The 18,247-nt window shown below is 44.9% G+C and carries 14 protein-coding genes; 8 read left to right on the forward strand and 6 right to left on the reverse strand.

Annotation, left to right across the window (positions count from 1 at the left end):
* Window positions 1-110: 110 nt before the first annotated feature.
* The 3 genes from R7P80_RS20640 (at window position 111) to R7P80_RS20650 (ending at window position 4,323) form a co-directional block, all read left to right on the forward strand.
* Complete coding sequence (locus R7P80_RS20640; RefSeq protein ID WP_225491888.1) at window positions 111-1,634, forward strand: Na+/H+ antiporter NhaC family protein; 1,524 nt, start codon at window positions 111-113, stop codon at window positions 1,632-1,634.
* A gap of 212 nt (window positions 1,635-1,846) precedes the next feature.
* The gene (locus R7P80_RS20645) at window positions 1,847-3,550 is read left to right on the forward strand and encodes a chitinase (protein ID WP_206949575.1); all 1,704 of its coding nucleotides are present in this window, start codon (window positions 1,847-1,849) and stop codon (window positions 3,548-3,550) included.
* Window positions 3,551-3,732: 182 nt separating this feature from the next.
* The gene (locus tag R7P80_RS20650; RefSeq protein ID WP_005381682.1) at window positions 3,733-4,323 is read left to right on the forward strand and encodes an acetate uptake transporter; all 591 of its coding nucleotides are present in this window, start codon (window positions 3,733-3,735) and stop codon (window positions 4,321-4,323) included.
* Window positions 4,324-4,423: 100 nt separating this feature from the next.
* Here the strand turns inward: R7P80_RS20650 and R7P80_RS20655 are convergent, their stop codons facing one another.
* Together R7P80_RS20655 and R7P80_RS20660 are read right to left on the reverse strand one after the other, a co-directional pair.
* Entirely contained in the window at window positions 4,424-5,971 is a 1,548-nt protein-coding gene (locus R7P80_RS20655) for an alanine/glycine:cation symporter family protein (RefSeq protein ID WP_005381681.1), read from the reverse strand.
* A 307-nt stretch (window positions 5,972-6,278) separates the two neighbouring features.
* The gene (locus R7P80_RS20660; protein ID WP_225491889.1) at window positions 6,279-7,535 is read right to left on the reverse strand and encodes a D-amino acid dehydrogenase; all 1,257 of its coding nucleotides are present in this window, start codon (window positions 7,533-7,535) and stop codon (window positions 6,279-6,281) included.
* Between the two features lie 106 nt (window positions 7,536-7,641).
* On the opposite strand from R7P80_RS20660, the gene R7P80_RS20665 reads away from it, so the two are divergent.
* The 4 genes from R7P80_RS20665 (at window position 7,642) to R7P80_RS20680 (ending at window position 12,308) form a co-directional block, all read left to right on the forward strand.
* Window positions 7,642-8,553 (forward strand): LysR substrate-binding domain-containing protein, encoded by a 912-nt coding sequence (locus R7P80_RS20665; RefSeq protein WP_206958384.1) that lies wholly within the window; start codon window positions 7,642-7,644, stop codon window positions 8,551-8,553.
* A 117-nt stretch (window positions 8,554-8,670) separates the two neighbouring features.
* Window positions 8,671-9,939 carry an O-acetylhomoserine aminocarboxypropyltransferase/cysteine synthase family protein gene (locus tag R7P80_RS20670; protein WP_005381677.1) on the forward strand — a complete coding sequence of 423 codons (1,269 nt, stop codon included), beginning with the start codon at window positions 8,671-8,673 and terminating at the stop codon, window positions 9,937-9,939.
* Between the two features lie 207 nt (window positions 9,940-10,146).
* The gene (locus R7P80_RS20675; protein ID WP_206958386.1) at window positions 10,147-11,478 is read left to right on the forward strand and encodes an aspartate aminotransferase family protein; all 1,332 of its coding nucleotides are present in this window, start codon (window positions 10,147-10,149) and stop codon (window positions 11,476-11,478) included.
* The gene (locus R7P80_RS20680) at window positions 11,469-12,308 is read left to right on the forward strand and encodes a 3-keto-5-aminohexanoate cleavage protein (protein ID WP_158157263.1); all 840 of its coding nucleotides are present in this window, start codon (window positions 11,469-11,471) and stop codon (window positions 12,306-12,308) included. Before R7P80_RS20675 ends, R7P80_RS20680 begins: the two co-directional genes overlap by 10 nt.
* A 79-nt stretch (window positions 12,309-12,387) precedes the next feature.
* Here the strand turns inward: R7P80_RS20680 and R7P80_RS20685 are convergent, their stop codons facing one another.
* The 4 genes from R7P80_RS20685 to R7P80_RS20700 all read right to left on the reverse strand — a co-directional run bounded on the left by R7P80_RS20685 (window position 12,388) and on the right by R7P80_RS20700 (window position 17,265).
* The gene (locus R7P80_RS20685) at window positions 12,388-13,755 is read right to left on the reverse strand and encodes a Na+/H+ antiporter NhaC family protein (RefSeq protein WP_005381672.1); all 1,368 of its coding nucleotides are present in this window, start codon (window positions 13,753-13,755) and stop codon (window positions 12,388-12,390) included.
* Window positions 13,756-13,935: 180 nt separating this feature from the next.
* A complete protein-coding gene (locus tag R7P80_RS20690) occupies window positions 13,936-14,523 on the reverse strand; it encodes a DedA family protein (RefSeq protein ID WP_005383738.1) in 588 nt (195 codons plus the stop codon).
* A 204-nt stretch (window positions 14,524-14,727) separates the two neighbouring features.
* Complete coding sequence (locus R7P80_RS20695) at window positions 14,728-16,263, reverse strand: bifunctional GNAT family N-acetyltransferase/carbon-nitrogen hydrolase family protein (RefSeq protein WP_025768871.1); 1,536 nt, start codon at window positions 16,261-16,263, stop codon at window positions 14,728-14,730.
* A 120-nt stretch (window positions 16,264-16,383) separates the two neighbouring features.
* Window positions 16,384-17,265 (reverse strand): LysR family transcriptional regulator, encoded by an 882-nt coding sequence (locus R7P80_RS20700; protein ID WP_225491890.1) that lies wholly within the window; start codon window positions 17,263-17,265, stop codon window positions 16,384-16,386.
* Between the two features lie 397 nt (window positions 17,266-17,662).
* Between R7P80_RS20700 and R7P80_RS20705 the strand changes: the two genes are divergently transcribed.
* Entirely contained in the window at window positions 17,663-18,226 is a 564-nt protein-coding gene (locus tag R7P80_RS20705; protein ID WP_005381668.1) for a porin family protein, read from the forward strand.
* The last annotated feature ends 21 nt before the right edge of the window (window positions 18,227-18,247 follow it).

Here is an 18,247-nt window from a genome sequence, read left to right on the forward strand (position 1 = left end):
ACTTCAAGTTTGTGAAGAGGAGGCTCAACTTTTTCGTGAGAGATATATACATGCGGTTAAATTAAATATATATTCATTTTAATTGTTTGATTATCATAAATGGTATTGCTATGGAACAGGCTGACGTTACCTCTCTCATTCCCATCCTTATTACTCTTTTCCTCGCGCTGACCACAAGAAATGTCGTTGTTGGTTTATTCGCCGGTGTGGTGAGTGGTGTCGCTATGCTCGAAGGGACATTTGTCGAAAAAGGGCCACTAGACTCGTTTAGTGCATTGATGAAAAGCTATCTACTGCCGCAATTAACTGACAGCTACAATGCGGGCGTCATTTTGCTCTTGGTCTTTATTGGTGGCTTTGTTGCCTTGATGGAGAAATCTGGCGGTGGTGTGGCGTTTGCTAAAAAGGTTACTCAATGGGTTGCGAGTAAATGCCAAGCTCAACTGTCCGCATGGTTCGGTGGTGTGGTTATTTTCTTCTCAGACCTTGGTACACCACTGATTGTTGGCCCTGTTTTTCGCCCTTTATTTGATAAGTTAAAAGTATCACGCCAAAAATTAGCTTTTATTATCGACTCTACTTCCTCTCCCGTCGCAATCTTGATCCCTTTTATCGGATGGGGCGTTTACATCATGGGATTGATTCAAAAAGAGTTTACTGCCCTGAATGTCAGTATGAGTGATTGGGGGGCTTTCATTGGTGCGATCCCGTATCAGTTTTACGCCTTTCTTGCGATCGCGATTGTGCCGATTGTCTCTTTCTTCAAATTAGATTTCGGACCGATGGCGAAGGCTGAGCAACTAGCAGAGCAGGGCTCCGACTTTGGGAAAGTGCAGGAGTCCATGAATGTGTTTACGCATAAAAATGCAAAATCTAGTTTTGTATGGGCACCTTTGCTCGTTATGCTGGTGGTTCTATGTACCATCCTCGTGCCACACGGTTTTCCATTTCAAAAAGTGGCAGGATCAACGTTTAGGGCTGCACTTTCTTCTGCATATTTCTTCGCGGCCTTCACTTTAATTGCGCTGATGGCGTTTTATGGCGTAAGAAAGCTTTCGGATGGTATTCAGGTTTATCTGAAAGGGATGTCAAACATGATGTCAGTGGCGGTGATTCTGGTATTGGCTTGGGCGCTTAGCTCGGTTGGGAAAGAATTAGGTGCAGCTGCATACATTGCTGAACAAGCTCAAGCCGGTTTCCCTTACTGGTTATTGCCAGCGGTTGCGTTTTTACTGGCCGGTATTATCTCGTTCGCTACGGGATCATCTTGGGGGACGTTTGCCATCATGATGCCATTAGTGATCCCAACTGCCGTCGCGATTGATGCACCACTGTTGGTTTGTATTGGTGCGGTATTATCTGGTGGCTTGTTTGGCGATCACTGTTCTCCCATCTCTGAAACTACGATTTTGTCGTCGACAGGAGCGGGGTGTGAACAGTATGAGCACTTCCGTACACAATTACCTTACGCATTACTCAATGGAATGATCGCATTGGGGTGTTTTCTTTTAGCTGGAATCAACGCCTCACCAGTGATTGTGCTTGCCGCAATTATTTCTCAGTGTGTGGTTTATTTTGTGCTGTCTAAACAAAAGTCAACCGCGAAGCTAGAGGTGGTTTCGGCAGATCAATAAAGAGAGAAACATCACAAAGCGGAGGCTCACAGGGTCTCCGCTTTTCTTTTGAGTCAAGGTAACATTTTTCTTGTGACAAAATGTGTGTGAGGACCTATTTATTCATTTTGTCTCGCAGAATCAACGTACTTGGCTCGGTGTTTCGTATATATGATCCACTATATGTCTAGTTATTCCTCGTATATTGTATTGTTGAAATCCGGAGACTAGACATGTTTGCACTCAAACATCTTCCTCTTGCATTGAGTTGTGTCTTAGCAGCACAAGTGAATGCGAGTATGAATATTCAGCCCGATCCGCAAAATCCGAATGGTTATGTTATTGCTCGTGGTGACGTTCAAGCCGTAGAGCAAAGCAAAACTTCTGATCCTATGTATGCCATTTGGTCACAAGCATTAGAGACACGCCCGAACTCAGTGGTTGAAGCGATTGTTCCAGGGGCGACAACCAACCCAGAAAACGTGAAGCGTGTAGAGCGTGTATTCCCCGAAAGTGAGTGGGACTTCCTGACTCAAATGGCGGCACCTGAATACACTTACACGCGTTTCCTACGTGCAATTGGTAAGTTCCCTGCATTCTGTGGTGAGTACACAGACGGTCGTGATTCGGATGCAATTTGTAAAAAATCGATCGTGACAGCGTTTGCTCACTTTGCACAAGAAACCGGTGGCCATATTTCGATTGATAACGTATCGGATAATCCGCTAGGGTTGGAAGAGTGGCAGCAAGCTTTGGTTCATGTGCGAGAAATGGGATGGTCTGAAGGGCAAGAAGGTTACACAACAGGTTGTGGTCAGAATGACTGGCAAAATAAGCGTTGGCCATGTGAACCAGGACAAGGTTATTTTGGACGTGGTGCTAAACAGCTTTCTTACCATTTTAACTATGGCGCGTTCTCTGAAGTGATGTTTGATGGCGATGCATCTGTATTGCTGAAAAATCCAGGCTTGGTTGCGGATTCGTGGCTGAACTTAGCATCGGCTATCTGGTTCTTCCTAACCCCACAAGCACCGAAACCTGCAATGCTACATGTGATTGACCGTACTTGGGTGCCTTCACAGCGTGAGCTTGATGCTGGCATTGGTTACGGCTTTGGTACCACCATCAACGTGATCAATGGTGGTATTGAGTGTGGTGAGCAAAACAAGGATAAAGGTCAACCTGTTAACCGTATTCGTTATTGGGAAGGTCTTGCCGCCCATTATCAAATTCCAATTGAAGCCGATGAGACCAATACCTGTTGGCAGCAGACGCCTTACGGTAGCTTAAATCTGAATGGTGCGACAGACGTGTTGTACACCAACTGGGATGGAAACTGGAAATACTACTCAGATCGTCCGGGAGGCCACTCTTTTGAATGTGAACTTGTTGGTTTCCAAACGGCTTACTCTGCGCTAGTTGCAGGTGATTATGAGAAATGTGTAACTAACTTCTACCAATCTCATGCGGGTTGGCCAGAAGTTCGTGTAGTTGACAAGTTAGATCCAGTGGATCCGGTCGATCCGCCTGTAGGTGGTGTGGCAGCTTGGGATTCTGGCAAAGTATACAACACGGGGGAACAAGTCTCTTACCAAGGTGCTGTTTACGAAGCGAAATGGTGGTCACAAGGTAATGAGCCAACGAAAGGAGACCCGTGGAAGCTGGTTTCAGGCACTCCTACGGAGCCGCCTACAACGGAACCTGAACCACCGGTGACTGAGCCAGAGCCGCCCGTCACAGAACCTGAGCCGCCAGTAACCGAGCCAGAACCACCAGTGACAGGCAATTTTATTCAGTGGGAGCCGGGTGTAACGCAAGTCGCTAACGGCGATAAAGTGACGTACCAAAACAAATGTTTTGTTGCGAAAAATGGCCCAGGAGTGTGGGAAAGCCCAACGCAAAGCAACTGGTTCTGGGACGAGATTTCTTGTCAGTGATCGAGTAAAAAACAACCTAACCATCTATAAAGACTCTGCTTTTTTGCAGGGTCTTTTTTTATATATGTAGTGGTTTATTTATGGAATCTAAGTTTTCAATAACAGCTTTTCTCTTTTGTTCTGGAGCCCATTAAAATTCGCGCGCATTTTTTATCAACATTTTTGAAAAAAGGTATTTGTACATGTCGACAAAACTGGCTAACCCAGCACCGCTAGGTCTAATGGGTTTCGGTATGACCACTATTCTGCTCAATATTCATAATGCAGGATTTTTCCCAATTGACTCTATGATTCTAGCGATGGGCATCTTTTACGGTGGCCTTAGCCAAGTAATCGTTGGCATCATGTGCTTTAAACGCGGTGATACATTCGGCACAACTGCGTTTACTTCTTACGGTCTATTTTGGCTAACATTGGTTGGTCTAATCGTAATGCCTCACATGGGTCTTCCTGCAAGCCCTGCAAGCTTTATGGGTTGGTACCTAGCGCTTTGGGGCATCTTCACTGGTTTCATGTTCATTGGTTCTCTATGTTACCCAACAGCGAAGCAAGTGGTATTTGGTTCTCTAACTATCCTGTTCTTCTTGCTTGCTGCTCGTGATTTCACTGGTAGCGAAGTGATCGGTGCTATCGCTGGCTTCGAGGGTATCTTCTGTGGCGCAAGTGCAATTTACTTCGCAATGGCGCAAGTACTGAACAACGAATTTGGTCGTGAAGTGTTACCTGTCGGTAAAGCAAAAATCGCTCGTAAAGTTGAAGCGGTTATCGCCTAAGCTGTTACTCATAATGAAGAAAGGGGGATTAACCATTGGTTAATCCCCCTTTTTTATGTCCTCAATCGGACCACTGCTTTTTCTTATTTATGTGATAACGCTATGTTGATGGTTGCTCAACAGTTTCTGCGCTATTGCTGTCTGCCGTTGGAGCTTTACCCGTTTTACGTCGGTACTTATCTTCCCAGTAATCTGCGCCTTTAATGCCCAGTGCAACAGGGTTAAATGTAAAATCGGTCACACCACGTTTTTGTTGTTCTTCGTAGTCGTTCAGTGCTTTGAGTGCAGGCTTCGACATAAAGAAAATGATCAAAATACCGATGATGTTTAGCCACGCCATCAGTCCTACACCTACATCACCCATCGCCCATGCTAAGTTGGCGGTTTTCACGGTTCCGTAGAACACGGATGAAATAATGATGACTTTCAGAATAAACATCAGTCCATTTACTTTGAACGTACGACGAATGTAAGCAATGTTCGTTTCTGCAATGTAGTAGTAAGCCAGAATGGTCGTAAACGCGAAGAAGAATAGAGCGATTGCGATGAATGGTTTACCCACGCCAGGTAGTGCGCTTTCGATCGCCATCTGTGTAAACACAGGGCCATTTGCACCAATATCCGCTGGTAGGTTTTGAACCAGGAATGTACCTTCAATCGCACCATTTACGTTGTACGCGCCAGTGATAAGAATCATGAACGCGGTTGCTGAACACACAAGTAATGTATCGATGTAAATAGAGAAAGATTGAACAAGACCTTGCTGAGCTGGGTGATCAACACTCGCTGCTGCTGCTGCGTGAGGACCAGTACCTTGACCTGCTTCGTTGGAGTAGACACCACGTTTTACACCCCAGCCGATTGCTGCACCAACGCCTGCCATTGGTGTGAACGCGTCACCAATGATCATGCCGAAAATGCGTGGAACCTCACCAATGTTTAGAAGAATGATGACAAACGCAGTAATGATGTAAGCTAACGCCATAAATGGCACAACGACTTGGGTAAAGTTCGCGATACGCTTTACGCCACCAAAAATGATGAAAGCTAAAATGACACAAACAACCGTACCAGTGAAAATTTTAGCAAAACTGAAGGTACCAATAGCGGTTTCAATCATGTCACCTGAGCCAAATGCGGCTTCTACTGCGTTACCGATACTGTTCGATTGAACGCCAGGAAGTAGAACACCACAAGCAAAGATGGTCGCGATAGCAAAGATCCAAGCGTACCATTTTTGTCCCATTGCTTTCTCAATATAGTAAGCAGGGCCACCACGGAACTCGCCTTCGTCTTCTTCTTTATAAATTTGTGCAAGTGTTGATTCTGCGTATGCGGTTGCAGCGCCAAAGAAGGCAACGACCCACATCCAGAATACGGCACCTGGGCCACCGAAACCGATAGCAGCAGCAACACCAGCAATGTTACCTGTACCTACACGGCCAGATAGTGAAACGGCAAGTGCCTGAAATGATGATATCCCTTTTGTTGAACTCTTCCCTGAAAGTAATAAGCGCCACATCTCAAAGAAGTGACGAATTTGTACAAAACGCGTCATGATTGAATAGAACAAACCTGCGCCAAGGCACAAATAGATCAGTACCGGGCTCCAAATAATTCCATTCAGAAAATCAACTAATGACTGCATGAGTATTTTCCCTGTTAGTTGTGTTTGTGGTTGTTTTTCACACAATACATTACCCTTTATGTAATGCAATTGTTAACTTTTTTAGCTACAAATCCTTTGTAGCGTGATGATGAACACAGAATGGAGAGTAGTTGTTAAAATTTGGTTCTTGTTGCTTATTTGCTCCTTTTAGGTAGAAGATTTGCCTGATGATTAATTATGCAGCACATTGTCATTTAAATGTACTGCGATTTTGATGAGTTAAAAATGCCAATGGTTATGCATTTTGTGGAGTAAGTGTCTGTCTGTTTTTTGTTCAGTCATGTGCTCAGGCGTAACGACAAAGGTTAAGTTCCGCATTATCCATCACTTTTGCTTTTTCACCTTTCATTACGCTTGCTAGCAATTGACCTGAACCACAAGCCATCGTCCAGCCCAGAGTTCCGTGTCCGGTGTTAGTAAAAAGGTTATCGTATTTAGTCGCGCCGATAATTGGTGTGCCATCAGGCGTCATTGGCCTAAAGCCGCTCCAAAACTCAGCTTGGCTGAAGTCACCACAACGAGGAAAAAGATCACGGATGACCATTTCGATAGTGTTTTTGCGCTTTTGTGGAAGGGAAGTATCAAACCCTGCTAATTCTGCGGTGCCAGCTACGCGAATTCTGTCATCAAATCGAGTCATAGCGACTTTATAGGTTTCATCCATCACAGTAGATCGAGGAGAGAAGTGTTCATCTTCCATCGGGATGGTGAGTGAATAGCCTTTGACAGGGTAGACCGGAATATCAATATCGAGTTGCTTGAGTAGCGCTGTAGAGTAGCTGCCAGAGGCCACTACATATTGGTCTGCTTTAAATTGTCCTCGGTTCGTTTGGACACCTATGATCTTTTTGCCTACTGTAACCCAATTGCTTACTTCAGTATCGAACTCAAATCGGACACCGTGTGCCTTAGCAAGCTCCGTTAGTTGTTGGCAAAATTGATGGCAATCGCCCGTTTCGTCATCAGGTAGATGCAAGCCACCAACCAGTTTGTCTTTCACAAGTGCAAGCCCTGGCTCTTGTTCAATACATTGTTCGACGTCCATTAGCTTAAATCGGGTTCCGCTTTGTTCAAGGAGCTGCATGTCCTTTTCAATAGTTTGCAGCTGTTGATGTGTTCGGAATACTTGCAAGGTACCAAACTGACGCCCTTGATACTCAATGGCGTGTTCTTGGCGTAACTGTTCTAAGCAAATACGGCTGTGGTTAGCGATCGAAAGCATGCGAGCCTTGTTAACTTGATAGCGAGGTAGGGTGCAGTTCGCGACCATTTTACTCGCCCAGCGGATCATGTCGGCATTCAGAGTGGGTTTGATTTTAAGTGGAGCATGCTCCTCCATTAACCACTTAATGGCTTTAACAGGAACACCAGGCGCAGCCCAAGGCGAAGAATAGCCATACGAGATCTGCCCGGCATTGGCGAAGCTCGTTTCCATGGCACTGCTTGGTTGGCGGTCAATGACGGTAACTTGATAGCCTGCTTGAGATAAATACCAAGCAGAGGTTAAGCCGATAACGCCGCTGCCTAATACGATGACTTCCATTGATGCACTCCACACATTTATCAGAGTGCTCAGTTTCTTTTCTTTACCTTTTGTTAACAATCGATATAAATTACACGCAGCGTTTAGAAAAACTATAGGCTCAAGGATGAAAAGTAATCTGATAAGTGGCTTATGTCTATTTAGCCAAGTCGCGGAGTACAACAGCTTTACTGGTGCTGCAAGACATTTACACCTCACCACTGGTGCCATAAGCCAACAAATTATTCATTTGGAAGCGTTATTAGGTTTTACTTTATTTGAACGCCACTCTCGCGGTATTCGTTTAACCGTAAAAGGCACTCAGTTACACCAAGCGACGCAGTTTCACTTTTCGGAACTGAGCAAATTGCTTGATGAGCTCAAAGTAGAAAAGCAAACTAATGAAATTCGTTTGAAGTTGACGCCTTCTTTTGCTTTCAAATGGTTAGTCCCAAAGCTCGAAAGCTTCCATCATGATAATCCGGATATCCAAGTACAAATCTTTGCGGAAGGTGCGCTGGTAAATAGTGAGATAAAAGACTATGACGTCGCAATTGACTATGGTCTTCATCCTTATAGAAATGCTAACGCGGAGCTGATTTTGGATGAGCATCTGCTGCCGGTGATGAGTCCAAAATACCTTGAAGATCATGGCTGGCTAAAAACGTTGTTTGGTGAACAAAAAACCTCAATGCCAGTGAAGCAATGGCAAGAGGCGACGCTACTACACGATGCGATGCCATGGGAAAAAGCGACGCGTGACTATGAGTGGCTATATTGGGCGTCAGCGATGGGGTTGGATTTTAAAACCGATATCGGACACTTTTTTAATCGAACGGATATGGCGATGTCTGCAGCCGAAGCAGGCGTTGGGATTGCGATGGCACGAATGGCACTGATTGAGGATGAATTGACGACAGAGCGTTTGGTTTCTCCATTCAAACCGATTCCTGCCAATGCAGGGTATTACTTGATCATGAACACACGTACGAATGCGACAGAAACGTTTCGTCACTGGTTACTTGGACAGTTGAATTAGCGTTTTATCTCTGTGATTCATCCCTACGTTATTTGTTGAAAAATTGGGCAATATAAGTTTTAAGCAAGGTAAGTGCTTTGCTTGCCGCTATTTGAGTGATGAAAGACAGGGAAGAACATGAAAGACGAAACGCTATCCATCCATTTTGGTTACGAAACTGACCCTACCACTAAATCTGTCGCGACGCCGATTTATCAAACAGTCGCGTACGAGTTTGACAACGCGCAGCACGGCGCTGATCTGTTTAACTTGGAAGTGCCGGGGAATATCTACACTCGCATCATGAATCCGACTAACGATGTTCTGGAAAAACGCATGGCGGCGTTAGAAGGCGGCATTGCTGGATTGGTCGTGAGTGCGGGGAGTGCAGCGATTAACTATGCAATTCTGACCTTAGCGCAAGCGGGCGATAACATCGTTTCTACGCCGCAACTTTATGGCGGTACTTATACCTTGTTTGCGCACATGCTCCCAAATCAAGGTATTCAGGTGAAGTTTGCTAAAGATGACAAGCCAGAAAGTTTGGCCGAATTAATTGATGAAAATACCAAAGCGGTGTACTGCGAGAGCATTGGTAACCCTGCGGGTAATATCATCGATTTAGAACGTGTGGCGGAGCTTGCTCATGCACAAGGCGTACCTGTGATTGTGGATAACACCGTTGCGACGCCAGTGCTTTGCAAACCCATCGAATTTGGTGCGGATATCGTAGTTCACTCTCTCACTAAATACGTTGGTGGGCATGGCACCACATTAGGTGGCGTGATTGTGGATTCAGGTAAATTCCCTTGGGCGCAGCACAAAGACCGCTTTCCTGTTTTCAACCAACCAGAACCTTCTTACCACGGCGTGGTGTATACCGAAGCGTTTGGTGAGGCGGCATTTATCGGGCGTGCGCGTACCGTACCACTGCGTAATACCGGAGCAGCATTATCACCGATGAATGCATTTATGCTTATGCAAGGGCTAGAAACGTTACCGCTGCGTATGGAGCGCCATACCGAGAACACACTCAAAGTGGCTGAATTCTTGGAACAGAATGACAAAGTCAGTTGGGTAAGTTATGCCGGATTGCCAAGTTCTGAACACTTCCATCTCGCCGAAAAATACATGAAAGGTAAGCCTTCTGCGATTTTGTCGTTTGGTTTAAAAGACGGTTATGACGCAGGTGTGCGTTTTTATGATGCTTTGAAAATCTTTAAGCGTTTGGTGAACATTGGCGATGCAAAATCATTGGCTTGCCATCCTGCATCGACGACTCATCGTCAATTGAGCGAAGCAGAACAAAAACAAGCTGGTGTGTCTCCAGAGATGATTCGTTTATCGGTGGGCATTGAACATATTGACGATATTCTAGCCGATTTAGAACAGGCACTAAACGCGTAAAACGATTCTGTTTTTAGCTTTGGGTTACCCATAGGCCAGCCTTTAAAAAGCTGGCCTATTTTTATTTTATTGTTTAAATATCAAGGGTTTTGGTGTTTTTGGATTGTGGTATTCCAAAAGCTCATAGAGGGTGAGATTTATTCTCTTGTCACGTTTGGGGTGGTTCCTGATGATGTGTGCAAGTATTACACATTGGAAGGGACTCAAATGTCTTACGTATTTCACCGTCATTGCCATGCCACGCTGCCAATCATCGATAGAGGTGAAGGTGTTTATCTATTCGATAAGCATGGAAAGCAGTATCTCGATGCTTGTGGTGGTGCTGCGGTATCAAACCTTGGCCACAGTCATCACGCCGTTAAAAAAGCCATGTTGGAACAGATCGAGCGAGTGCCATTTGCTCATACTGGATTTTTTACTAGTGACAACAGTGAGCGCCTAGCAGAATTGATTTGTCAGCACATGCCTGAACAGTTCAACCATGTGTATTTAGTCAGTGGCGGATCAGAAGCGGTGGAGTCGGCACTAAAAATGGCGCGGCAGTATTTCGTGGAATCAGGTAAGCCAGAGAAAAAGCAATTCATCGCGCGTCAGCAAAGTTATCACGGTAATACCTTGGGGGCTTTGGCTGTCGGAGGTAATGAATGGCGACGTGAACCGTTCAAACCCATCTTACACCCGAGCCATCATATCGCCCCTTGCTATGCTTATCGTTATCAGCAGAGTCATGAGTCGGAATTGGATTACTCATTGCGAGCGGCGAATGAGCTAGAGGCAAAAATTCTTGAGTTGGGGGCTGATAATGTCATGGCTTTTGTCGCCGAGCCCATTGTGGGAGCCACCGCTGGAGCTGTGACTGCCACACAAGGTTACTTCAAGCGTATTCGCGAAATATGCGACCAATACGATGTGTTATTGATCTTGGATGAGGTCATGTGTGGCGTTGGACGCAGTGGCAGTTTTTTTGCATTTGAGCAAGAAGAGGCAGAACCCGATCTGGTGTGTATGGCTAAAGGGCTTGGTGCGGGTTATCAACCTATTGGCGCGGTGGTTGTGAATGATCGAGTCTACCAAGCTATTGCCGGTGGAAGCGGTTTTTTCCAACATGGCCATACCTTTATGGCGCACCCTGTGGCGTGCGCTGCTGCCGTGGCAACCATTCAAACCATCTTCCAAGATGATTTATTAACGGCGGTGAATCAGCAAAGTGCTTTGCTGCGTAATGAGCTTACTTCTGAATTGGCCCATTTACCGTACATTGGCGACATTCGTGGTAAAGGCTTATTTTTTGGCATTGAGCTGGTGGCGGATAAAGAAAGCAAGGCGCCTCTGAGTAAAGCCACATTGGCAGACAAACGCATCAAACAGCAAGCAATGGAAAATGGCTTAATGTGCTACCCAATGGGCGGAACGATTGATGGCGTTAATGGGCACCATATCTTGCTTGCACCGCCATTCATTATTCAGCCTCACCATATTGATGAGCTAGTTGGCAAACTCTCATTAACGCTAAAAGAGGTAGCGAAGGAATGGAATTAGAAAATCGATCTATACGAGAGCCTATCGCTATTATCGTGGCCCCAAACGGTGCAAGAAAAACTAAGTACGATCACGCCAGCTTACCCATGACAACAGACGAACTGGTTGCAGAGGCTATCGCTTGTCAAACGGCAGGGGCTGCCATGATCCATTTGCATGCTAGAGACGCCAACGGACGTCATTCATTAGACATCGACGACAACATGGCAATTTACCATGCCGTGAAAGAAGCAGTGGGACAAAACATGATGGTACAGCTCACCACAGAGGCGGTGGGCTTGTATTCTCCGCCACAACAGATGGCGTTAGTTAAAGCTGTGAAACCAGAAGCGGCTTCTTTTGCATTGAGGGAGTTAATCCCTGATCGCGCAAGTGAGAAAGAAGGGCATGCCTTTTTCCATTGGGTGGCAGAACACAACATCGTGAGCCAAATTATTCTCTACGATGCAACCGACATTGAACGTTATTTCCAACTGCGTGATGCGGGCGTGTTACCTAAAACGCATCAGCATGCATTAGTGGTGTTAGGGCGTTATCACCAAGCTCAACAGTCTTCGCCATGGGATTTACGAGGTTTGAATTTGGCGCGTTTTGTCGAGGAAGAAATTCGATGTGCCATTTGTGCTTTTGGCGCGCGAGAGCAAGACTGTTTAGCGAGTGCGATGTTACTTGGATTCGATGTGAGAGTGGGGTTTGAGAATAACCACGTCGATGTGGCAGGCGAATTAGCAATCAGTAACGCGGCTCAGGTGGAAGCTCTACGTGATGTGGCGCATCGCTTTGCGATTCCTTTACACAGTGCGCAAAGTTTGCGTTCAGCTTTGAAGTAAATCTGCTCGCGGAAAAGAAAAAAAGAAGAAAGGAAAGTAAAAAGGCTCCATCGGAGCGGAGCCTTTTCGGTATTTGTCGTTAGTTCTCAGTTTGCGCTACAGGTTGACGAGCGGGATGTTTGATAAACACTGCGACAACAGCCGCTATCGCTAATGCAAAACAGTAGTAAGAATTGGCAACTACTTCAAGTGGCGAGAGGTTGAACACGGAACCTAGCAGCAGTACTTGAGCACCGTAAGGCAACACGCCTTGCACCACGCATGAGAAAATGTCTAACAAGCTTGCTGAGCGGCGAGGAGAGACATTATTCTCTTCCGCCAGTTGGCGAGCAACGCTGCCCGATACAATGATGGCTACGGTGTTGTTTGCCGTACAGCCATTGACCATTGAAACCAAACCAGCAATACCTAGCTCGCTTGCACGACTGTTCGCATGCTTAGAGTGACTAGAGCCAAACGCGTGGATAAGGCTACTAACGAAATTTGTTAGAAAAGCAAGACCACCTTGGCGACGCATCAGTTCACTCAAACCACCAATCAACATGGATAACAAGAAGATCTCTTGCATGTTACCAAAGCCTTTGTAAACGTCTTGGGCTAGATTAGTTAGTCCGTAATTGTCAATCGATGCCAAGCTCACGCCGCCAGCTAAAAGAATGCCAATCGACAGAACCACAAACACATTCACACCAGATACCGCTAGGATCAAAATAGTGATATACGGCAAGACTTTTAGCCACTCAATATCGCCAGTTGCAGGCACTTGAGTCGCAGTACTGTTGAAAGCGAACACTGCAATCGCGATCAACGCCGCAGGTAAAGCAATACGAATGTTCTCTTTAAACTTGTCTTTCATCTCACAACCTTGAGAGCGTGTCGCCGCGATGGTGGTGTCAGAGATGATAGAAAGGTTATCACCAAACATAGCGCCGCTCAGTACAACGCCTGCGGTTAACGGTAAGCTCATTCCTGCTGATTCAGCAATACCCAACGCTACGGGGGCAACGGCTGCGATGGTACCCATCGAAGTGCCCATTGCTGTTGCGATAAAAGCAGAAATCAGAAAAATGCCCGGTAAAATCATGCTGGTTGGAATAGCGGATAAACCAAGGTTTACTGTTGCATCAACACCGCCAGAGGCTTTTGCTACCGCAGCAAAGGCACCTGCAAGCAGATAGATCATACACATTGCGATGATGTCTGGGTGGCCAACACCACGCATGAAGTGTTCGATTGAGCGGTTAAGTTTCTCTTTACTTAAAAGAAACGCAATGATGATGGCTGGTAATACCGCGATGGGTGCAGGCAGCTGGTAGAAGGCAAATTCCACGCCTTGCAAAGATAAGTAAGTGCCTACGCCAATAAATAGCGCAAGGAATACAATTAATGGGATCAGTGCGACCGCAGACGGTGCAACTGTTTTAGTAGTTTGTTGGGAACCGGACATGTAAACGACAATGTTAATGATAAGAGAGAAGAGCAGACTAATATCACATTTCTACATTGTCAACGTCTAGACGTCTAAATGGCTGTTTAAATTTTGCGCGTAAAGAAAAAGATAAAAGCTCGTGTTGCGTATCTCACTGATACCACGAGCTTTAGTTATGCGCTAATGAAGAGACTGTCGTTATTGCATTGATTTGGCTTTTTTGCGTTTAACAATACCTAAAACCATCCACGTAAATAAGACAGCAGCAAATGCCCATACCAGATATTTGTATTCGGTGTACAGATTGCTCAACACGCTTAAATGCTCAAATGCAAAGTGAGTTAACAAGCTGAATACCAATACCCAAACCGTTGCCGCGAGGGCGTTACCGAGCAAAAACTCTCTACGTGGCATTTTCGCGATACCGCATGCAAGAGGCATAAATTGCTTCATTCCTTCAATAAAGCGACTGACGACCAAGCACGTAGGGCCGTATTTCTGGATCGTCAATTGAAGCGTTTGCATCTTCGGGCCGGAAATGTAGCCTTTTTTATCTAACCACCCCTCAAAGTAATAACCGATTAAGTAGCCACAGGTATTACCAAAAAAGCAGCTCAGCCACGATACCATCATTACCATACTTAGGTTCATGACTTGTTCTGACGAGAGCAAAGATGCCGCGATCATCAGTGATTGACCAGGCATCGGGATACCTATCCCTTCTAGAAATATGCTGACAATCAGCGCAACGTAGCCATATTGCTCAAGCAAAGGCTTCATTGACATGAGAAGTTCGTTAATATGTTCCAAAAGCTTTCCCCTAATAAAAGCGGAACGAAGTTGGAGTGATACTCCGAATGTCCTATTGGGTCAATTCTTGTTTCTCACCGTTGAGAAAAACTGACATGCCTCTGATAATTGCGCAGAATCAACCTGCAGCTTGCTTTACTCGCCGCCACGCTCTTTGGTAGCGGCGAACTAGGGAGATCCTTATGACTCTTTGGCTTTGGTGAATGCGCCATACAAATCAAGGCGGCGATGACGTAAGTTGGTGACAGAGCCTTCGGTATTAAGCTGTTTCAACTTAGTCAAATCAACATCAGCGAAGATTATCATTTCGGTGTTGGCGCTTGCTTCTGTCAAGGTCGCATCGTGTGGGAAATAGATATCCGACGGTGAGAATACGGCAGATTGTGCGTACTGGATATCGACATTATCAACACGAGGTAAGTTGCCAACACTGCCACCAATTGCAACATAGCATTCGTTTTCAATGGCACGCGATTGGGAACAAATTCGTACTCGTTGATAGCCATTTTTTGTGTCCGTCCAGAAAGGAACGAATACAATTTGTGCGCCTTGTTCTGCTAACATTCTTCCCAATTCAGGGAATTCGCTGTCATAACAAATCAGTATGCCGACTTTGCCCGCATCGGTTTCGAACACTTGAACATTGTCACCACCGTCGATCACCCAGTCTCTTTGTTCATGAGGCGTGATGTGGATTTTATATTGAGCGTTAATTTCACCATCTCGTTGCAGCAAGTAGGCCACATTATACAGTTTGCCATCTTCGATAACGGGCATACTGCCTGCAATAATGTTGATGTTGTAGGTGACTGCCATCTGCGAGAAACGGTTTTTGATCTCTTCCGTAAAGCTAGCCAAAAAGCGGATTGCTTCAACGGAATTTTTGTCGTTTTGCAAGCCCATCAGCGGTGCGTTAAAGAACTCAGGGAATAGGGCGAAATCGGCCTTGTAATTCGCAAGAGAAGAAATGAAGAACTCAGCTTGATCGAGCAAATCCTCCAGGTCATTCATCGCGCGCATTTGCCACTGTACAACACCAATTCGAATCAGAGTCTTTTCTACATCGTGTACGGATTGAATATCCTCTTCGTAGAAAAAGTTATCCCACTCCAGCAGTGTCGCGTAACCTTTAGAAGCGCTATCCTCTGGTAAGTAGCCGCGCATGATTCGTTTTACATCGAAGTCGTTAGCAAGCTGAAAAGACAAAATAGGGTCATGAAGCTCACGGCGTTTTACTTTGTCGATGTACTCTGCAACGCTCAGTTCATCTGCGTATTGGTGGTAATTAGGAATGCGACCACCGGCTAAAATTGCTTTGAAGTTCTTACTACGGCAAAGCTCTTTACGCGCATCATACAAACGTCGACCTAAACGTAGCCCTCGATAGTCCGGGTGGACAAATACATCGAGACCATACATTGCATCACCGGTTACTTGATTCTGTATGACGTTGTTTTCGGTAATGATGTCGGTATATAGATGAGGAAGAGAAAAGCGGTTGTAGTCCACTTTAATGGTTAATGCTGCACCGACTATTTTGCCGTTATCTTCAATACAGATTTGGCCATCAGGAAACTGATGAATGAGATCCATAATAGTCAGCCGTGGCCATGAGCCGCCAACATCAGGAAACACTAAGTCCATTAGTTCTGCAAGCTCAGGGTAATCCGTTGGCTCAATGGTACGTAATGAGAGTTTGGGCGAATTGCTGTCCATATCTTTCAATCCATTTATCCTTTTGAAACAGTGTTAATGAGAATGCCACAATTTGGAGCAGACAGATACTGAAGTCTTTGAGTTGTTTTGGTTTACCAAAAGCATTTCAAGAAAACAATATTAGCTTAGTTTGCTCTTCAACCATTCGTAAAACGCCGCCACTTTCTTAGCCGATAGGCGATAATTCGGGATCATCACGTAATAACCATAACCACTCTGTAAAGTTAGGTTGAGAATATGTTGGATATCCCCTCTTAAAATAGAATTCTGCGCCATAAAATCAGGAAGTAAGGCGAGTCCTTTTCCCATTTTTACGGCTTCGTAAGCTAGGTAAAAATGTTCAAAGCCTACAGGTTGATAGGTAACGGGAGATTCTACAGTGTAGACAGCTTTAAATTGCTCCCATAGCTGAGGGCGAGTGATTTGAGGTATAAAAGTATAATTGCTAACAGCGTGCACACTCTCAATTGCAGGAGCATTTGTACAACCGACTAATAACAATGTTTCTTCGCACAGTAAGTGGCTGTATTCATAATGTGTGGATAATGGAAGGCAGCGAATATGTAAGTCACTTTCGTTGCTCGAATCTTTGACGTTCCCATCCCCAGTACAGACTCTTACTCGGATGTTAGGATGTTGCTGGTGGAAGTCATCAATATTAGGTATCAACCAAAGACTGGCAAAAGAAGGGGTTACGTCCACGGTGAGTAATTCTTGCTTTGAATCTGACTGGATTAAGTTGGCAGTTGCATGCTGAATAAGCTCCAAAGCTTCTGTGACTTGCGGCAGATAACGCTTGCCTTCTTCGGTTAACTCAATACCACTCGTCCCTCTTTGTATTAAAGGTAAGCCCACCAATTGCTCCAGCGATGCGATTTGTTTGCTTACTGCGCTTTGCGTAATACATAGGGCATCCGCTGCTTTAGAGAAACTGAGGTAATTAGAGACCGCGACAAACGTCCTTAATGCTCGAATAGAAGGGTATTCACTGCCTTTTAACATACTTCAGTTCCATTAAACTCTGCTTAGGCAAAGAGTAGAGTATTCACGGCTTGAAGCAAAGTAAGATGCAACGTATGTGTGATTAGCTTCCTTTCTTATAAAAACTAGCTAAGCGTTTTTTGACGGATTAATCTACAAGAGTATTTTAGATGTTTATTTAATTTCTTTGAAAAATCTACAAATTAACAAGAATCTTTTTCACATCAGAGATTAACCTCAATTTAGTATTGTTTATATAAAGTAAACAGACAGCTCTTTTTTCTATTTTTGTTCGGCGATCTTTAGAGGATTGTCAGTATTCTATAAAATTAAATATATTTTTCATTAATTTAAAGTTGGCATTGCATTTGCTCTTTACTATTCGAACCTTCAATGGAACTTATATTAGGAGAACGAAATGAAAAGCAATGTTGTTACTTTGATTAGCCTTTTTTCTTTAGCAACGTTTAGTACTTTATCACATGCTGCGGACTCCAACGATCATGGTGTATATGTTGGCGCCAACTACGGTTACTTAAAAGTTGATGGACAAGATGACTTTGATGATGACAGCGATGTTATTCAAGGTTTAGTTGGTTACCGTTTTAATCCTTACTTAGCGTTGGAAGGTGGTTACATTGATTTCGGTAGCTATGGTAATAACTTAGCAAATGCCGAAACGGACGGCTATACAGCGGCTCTAAAAGTTACTGCTCCCATTGCTGATCGTGTCGACCTTTACGCAAAAGGCGGTCAAATGTGGTACTCGACGGATTACAACGTTGCGGGCTTCCAAGGCAACAAAGATGATGAAGGTGTATTCGCTGGTGCCGGTGTTGGTTTTAAAGTTACTGATAACTTCTTAGTTAACGCAGAATATATGTGGTACGACGTAGAACTCAATGCGGAGAATGTCGCGAACGGTGCAAACACGGAAACAGACTTTAACCAAGCATCACTAGGTGTAGAGTATCGCTTCTAATATAGTTAGCCGTGCTGGACT

Origin of the sequence: Vibrio sp. 2092 (assembly GCF_033339635.1) — a bacterium.
Lineage (GTDB): Bacteria > Pseudomonadota > Gammaproteobacteria > Enterobacterales > Vibrionaceae > Vibrio > Vibrio alginolyticus.

What these genes read in the sequence shown, in the direction of transcription:
- R7P80_RS20640 (WP_225491888.1), top strand. Translation starts at nt 111, where the DNA reads ATGGAACAGGCTGACGTTACCTCTCTCATTCCCATCCTTATTACTCTT.
- R7P80_RS20645 (WP_206949575.1), top strand. Translation starts at nt 1,847, where the DNA reads ATGTTTGCACTCAAACATCTTCCTCTTGCATTGAGTTGTGTCTTAGCA.
- R7P80_RS20650 (WP_005381682.1), top strand. Translation starts at nt 3,733, where the DNA reads ATGTCGACAAAACTGGCTAACCCAGCACCGCTAGGTCTAATGGGTTTC.
- R7P80_RS20655 (WP_005381681.1), bottom strand. Translation starts at nt 5,971, where the DNA reads ATGCAGTCATTAGTTGATTTTCTGAATGGAATTATTTGGAGCCCGGTA.
- R7P80_RS20660 (WP_225491889.1), bottom strand. Translation starts at nt 7,535, where the DNA reads ATGGAAGTCATCGTATTAGGCAGCGGCGTTATCGGCTTAACCTCTGCT.
- R7P80_RS20665 (WP_206958384.1), top strand. Translation starts at nt 7,642, where the DNA reads ATGAAAAGTAATCTGATAAGTGGCTTATGTCTATTTAGCCAAGTCGCG.
- R7P80_RS20670 (WP_005381677.1), top strand. Translation starts at nt 8,671, where the DNA reads ATGAAAGACGAAACGCTATCCATCCATTTTGGTTACGAAACTGACCCT.
- R7P80_RS20675 (WP_206958386.1), top strand. Translation starts at nt 10,147, where the DNA reads ATGTCTTACGTATTTCACCGTCATTGCCATGCCACGCTGCCAATCATC.
- R7P80_RS20680 (WP_158157263.1), top strand. Translation starts at nt 11,469, where the DNA reads ATGGAATTAGAAAATCGATCTATACGAGAGCCTATCGCTATTATCGTG.
- R7P80_RS20685 (WP_005381672.1), bottom strand. Translation starts at nt 13,755, where the DNA reads ATGTCCGGTTCCCAACAAACTACTAAAACAGTTGCACCGTCTGCGGTC.
- R7P80_RS20690 (WP_005383738.1), bottom strand. Translation starts at nt 14,523, where the DNA reads ATGTCAATGAAGCCTTTGCTTGAGCAATATGGCTACGTTGCGCTGATT.
- R7P80_RS20695 (WP_025768871.1), bottom strand. Translation starts at nt 16,263, where the DNA reads ATGGACAGCAATTCGCCCAAACTCTCATTACGTACCATTGAGCCAACG.
- R7P80_RS20700 (WP_225491890.1), bottom strand. Translation starts at nt 17,265, where the DNA reads ATGTTAAAAGGCAGTGAATACCCTTCTATTCGAGCATTAAGGACGTTT.
- R7P80_RS20705 (WP_005381668.1), top strand. Translation starts at nt 17,663, where the DNA reads ATGAAAAGCAATGTTGTTACTTTGATTAGCCTTTTTTCTTTAGCAACG.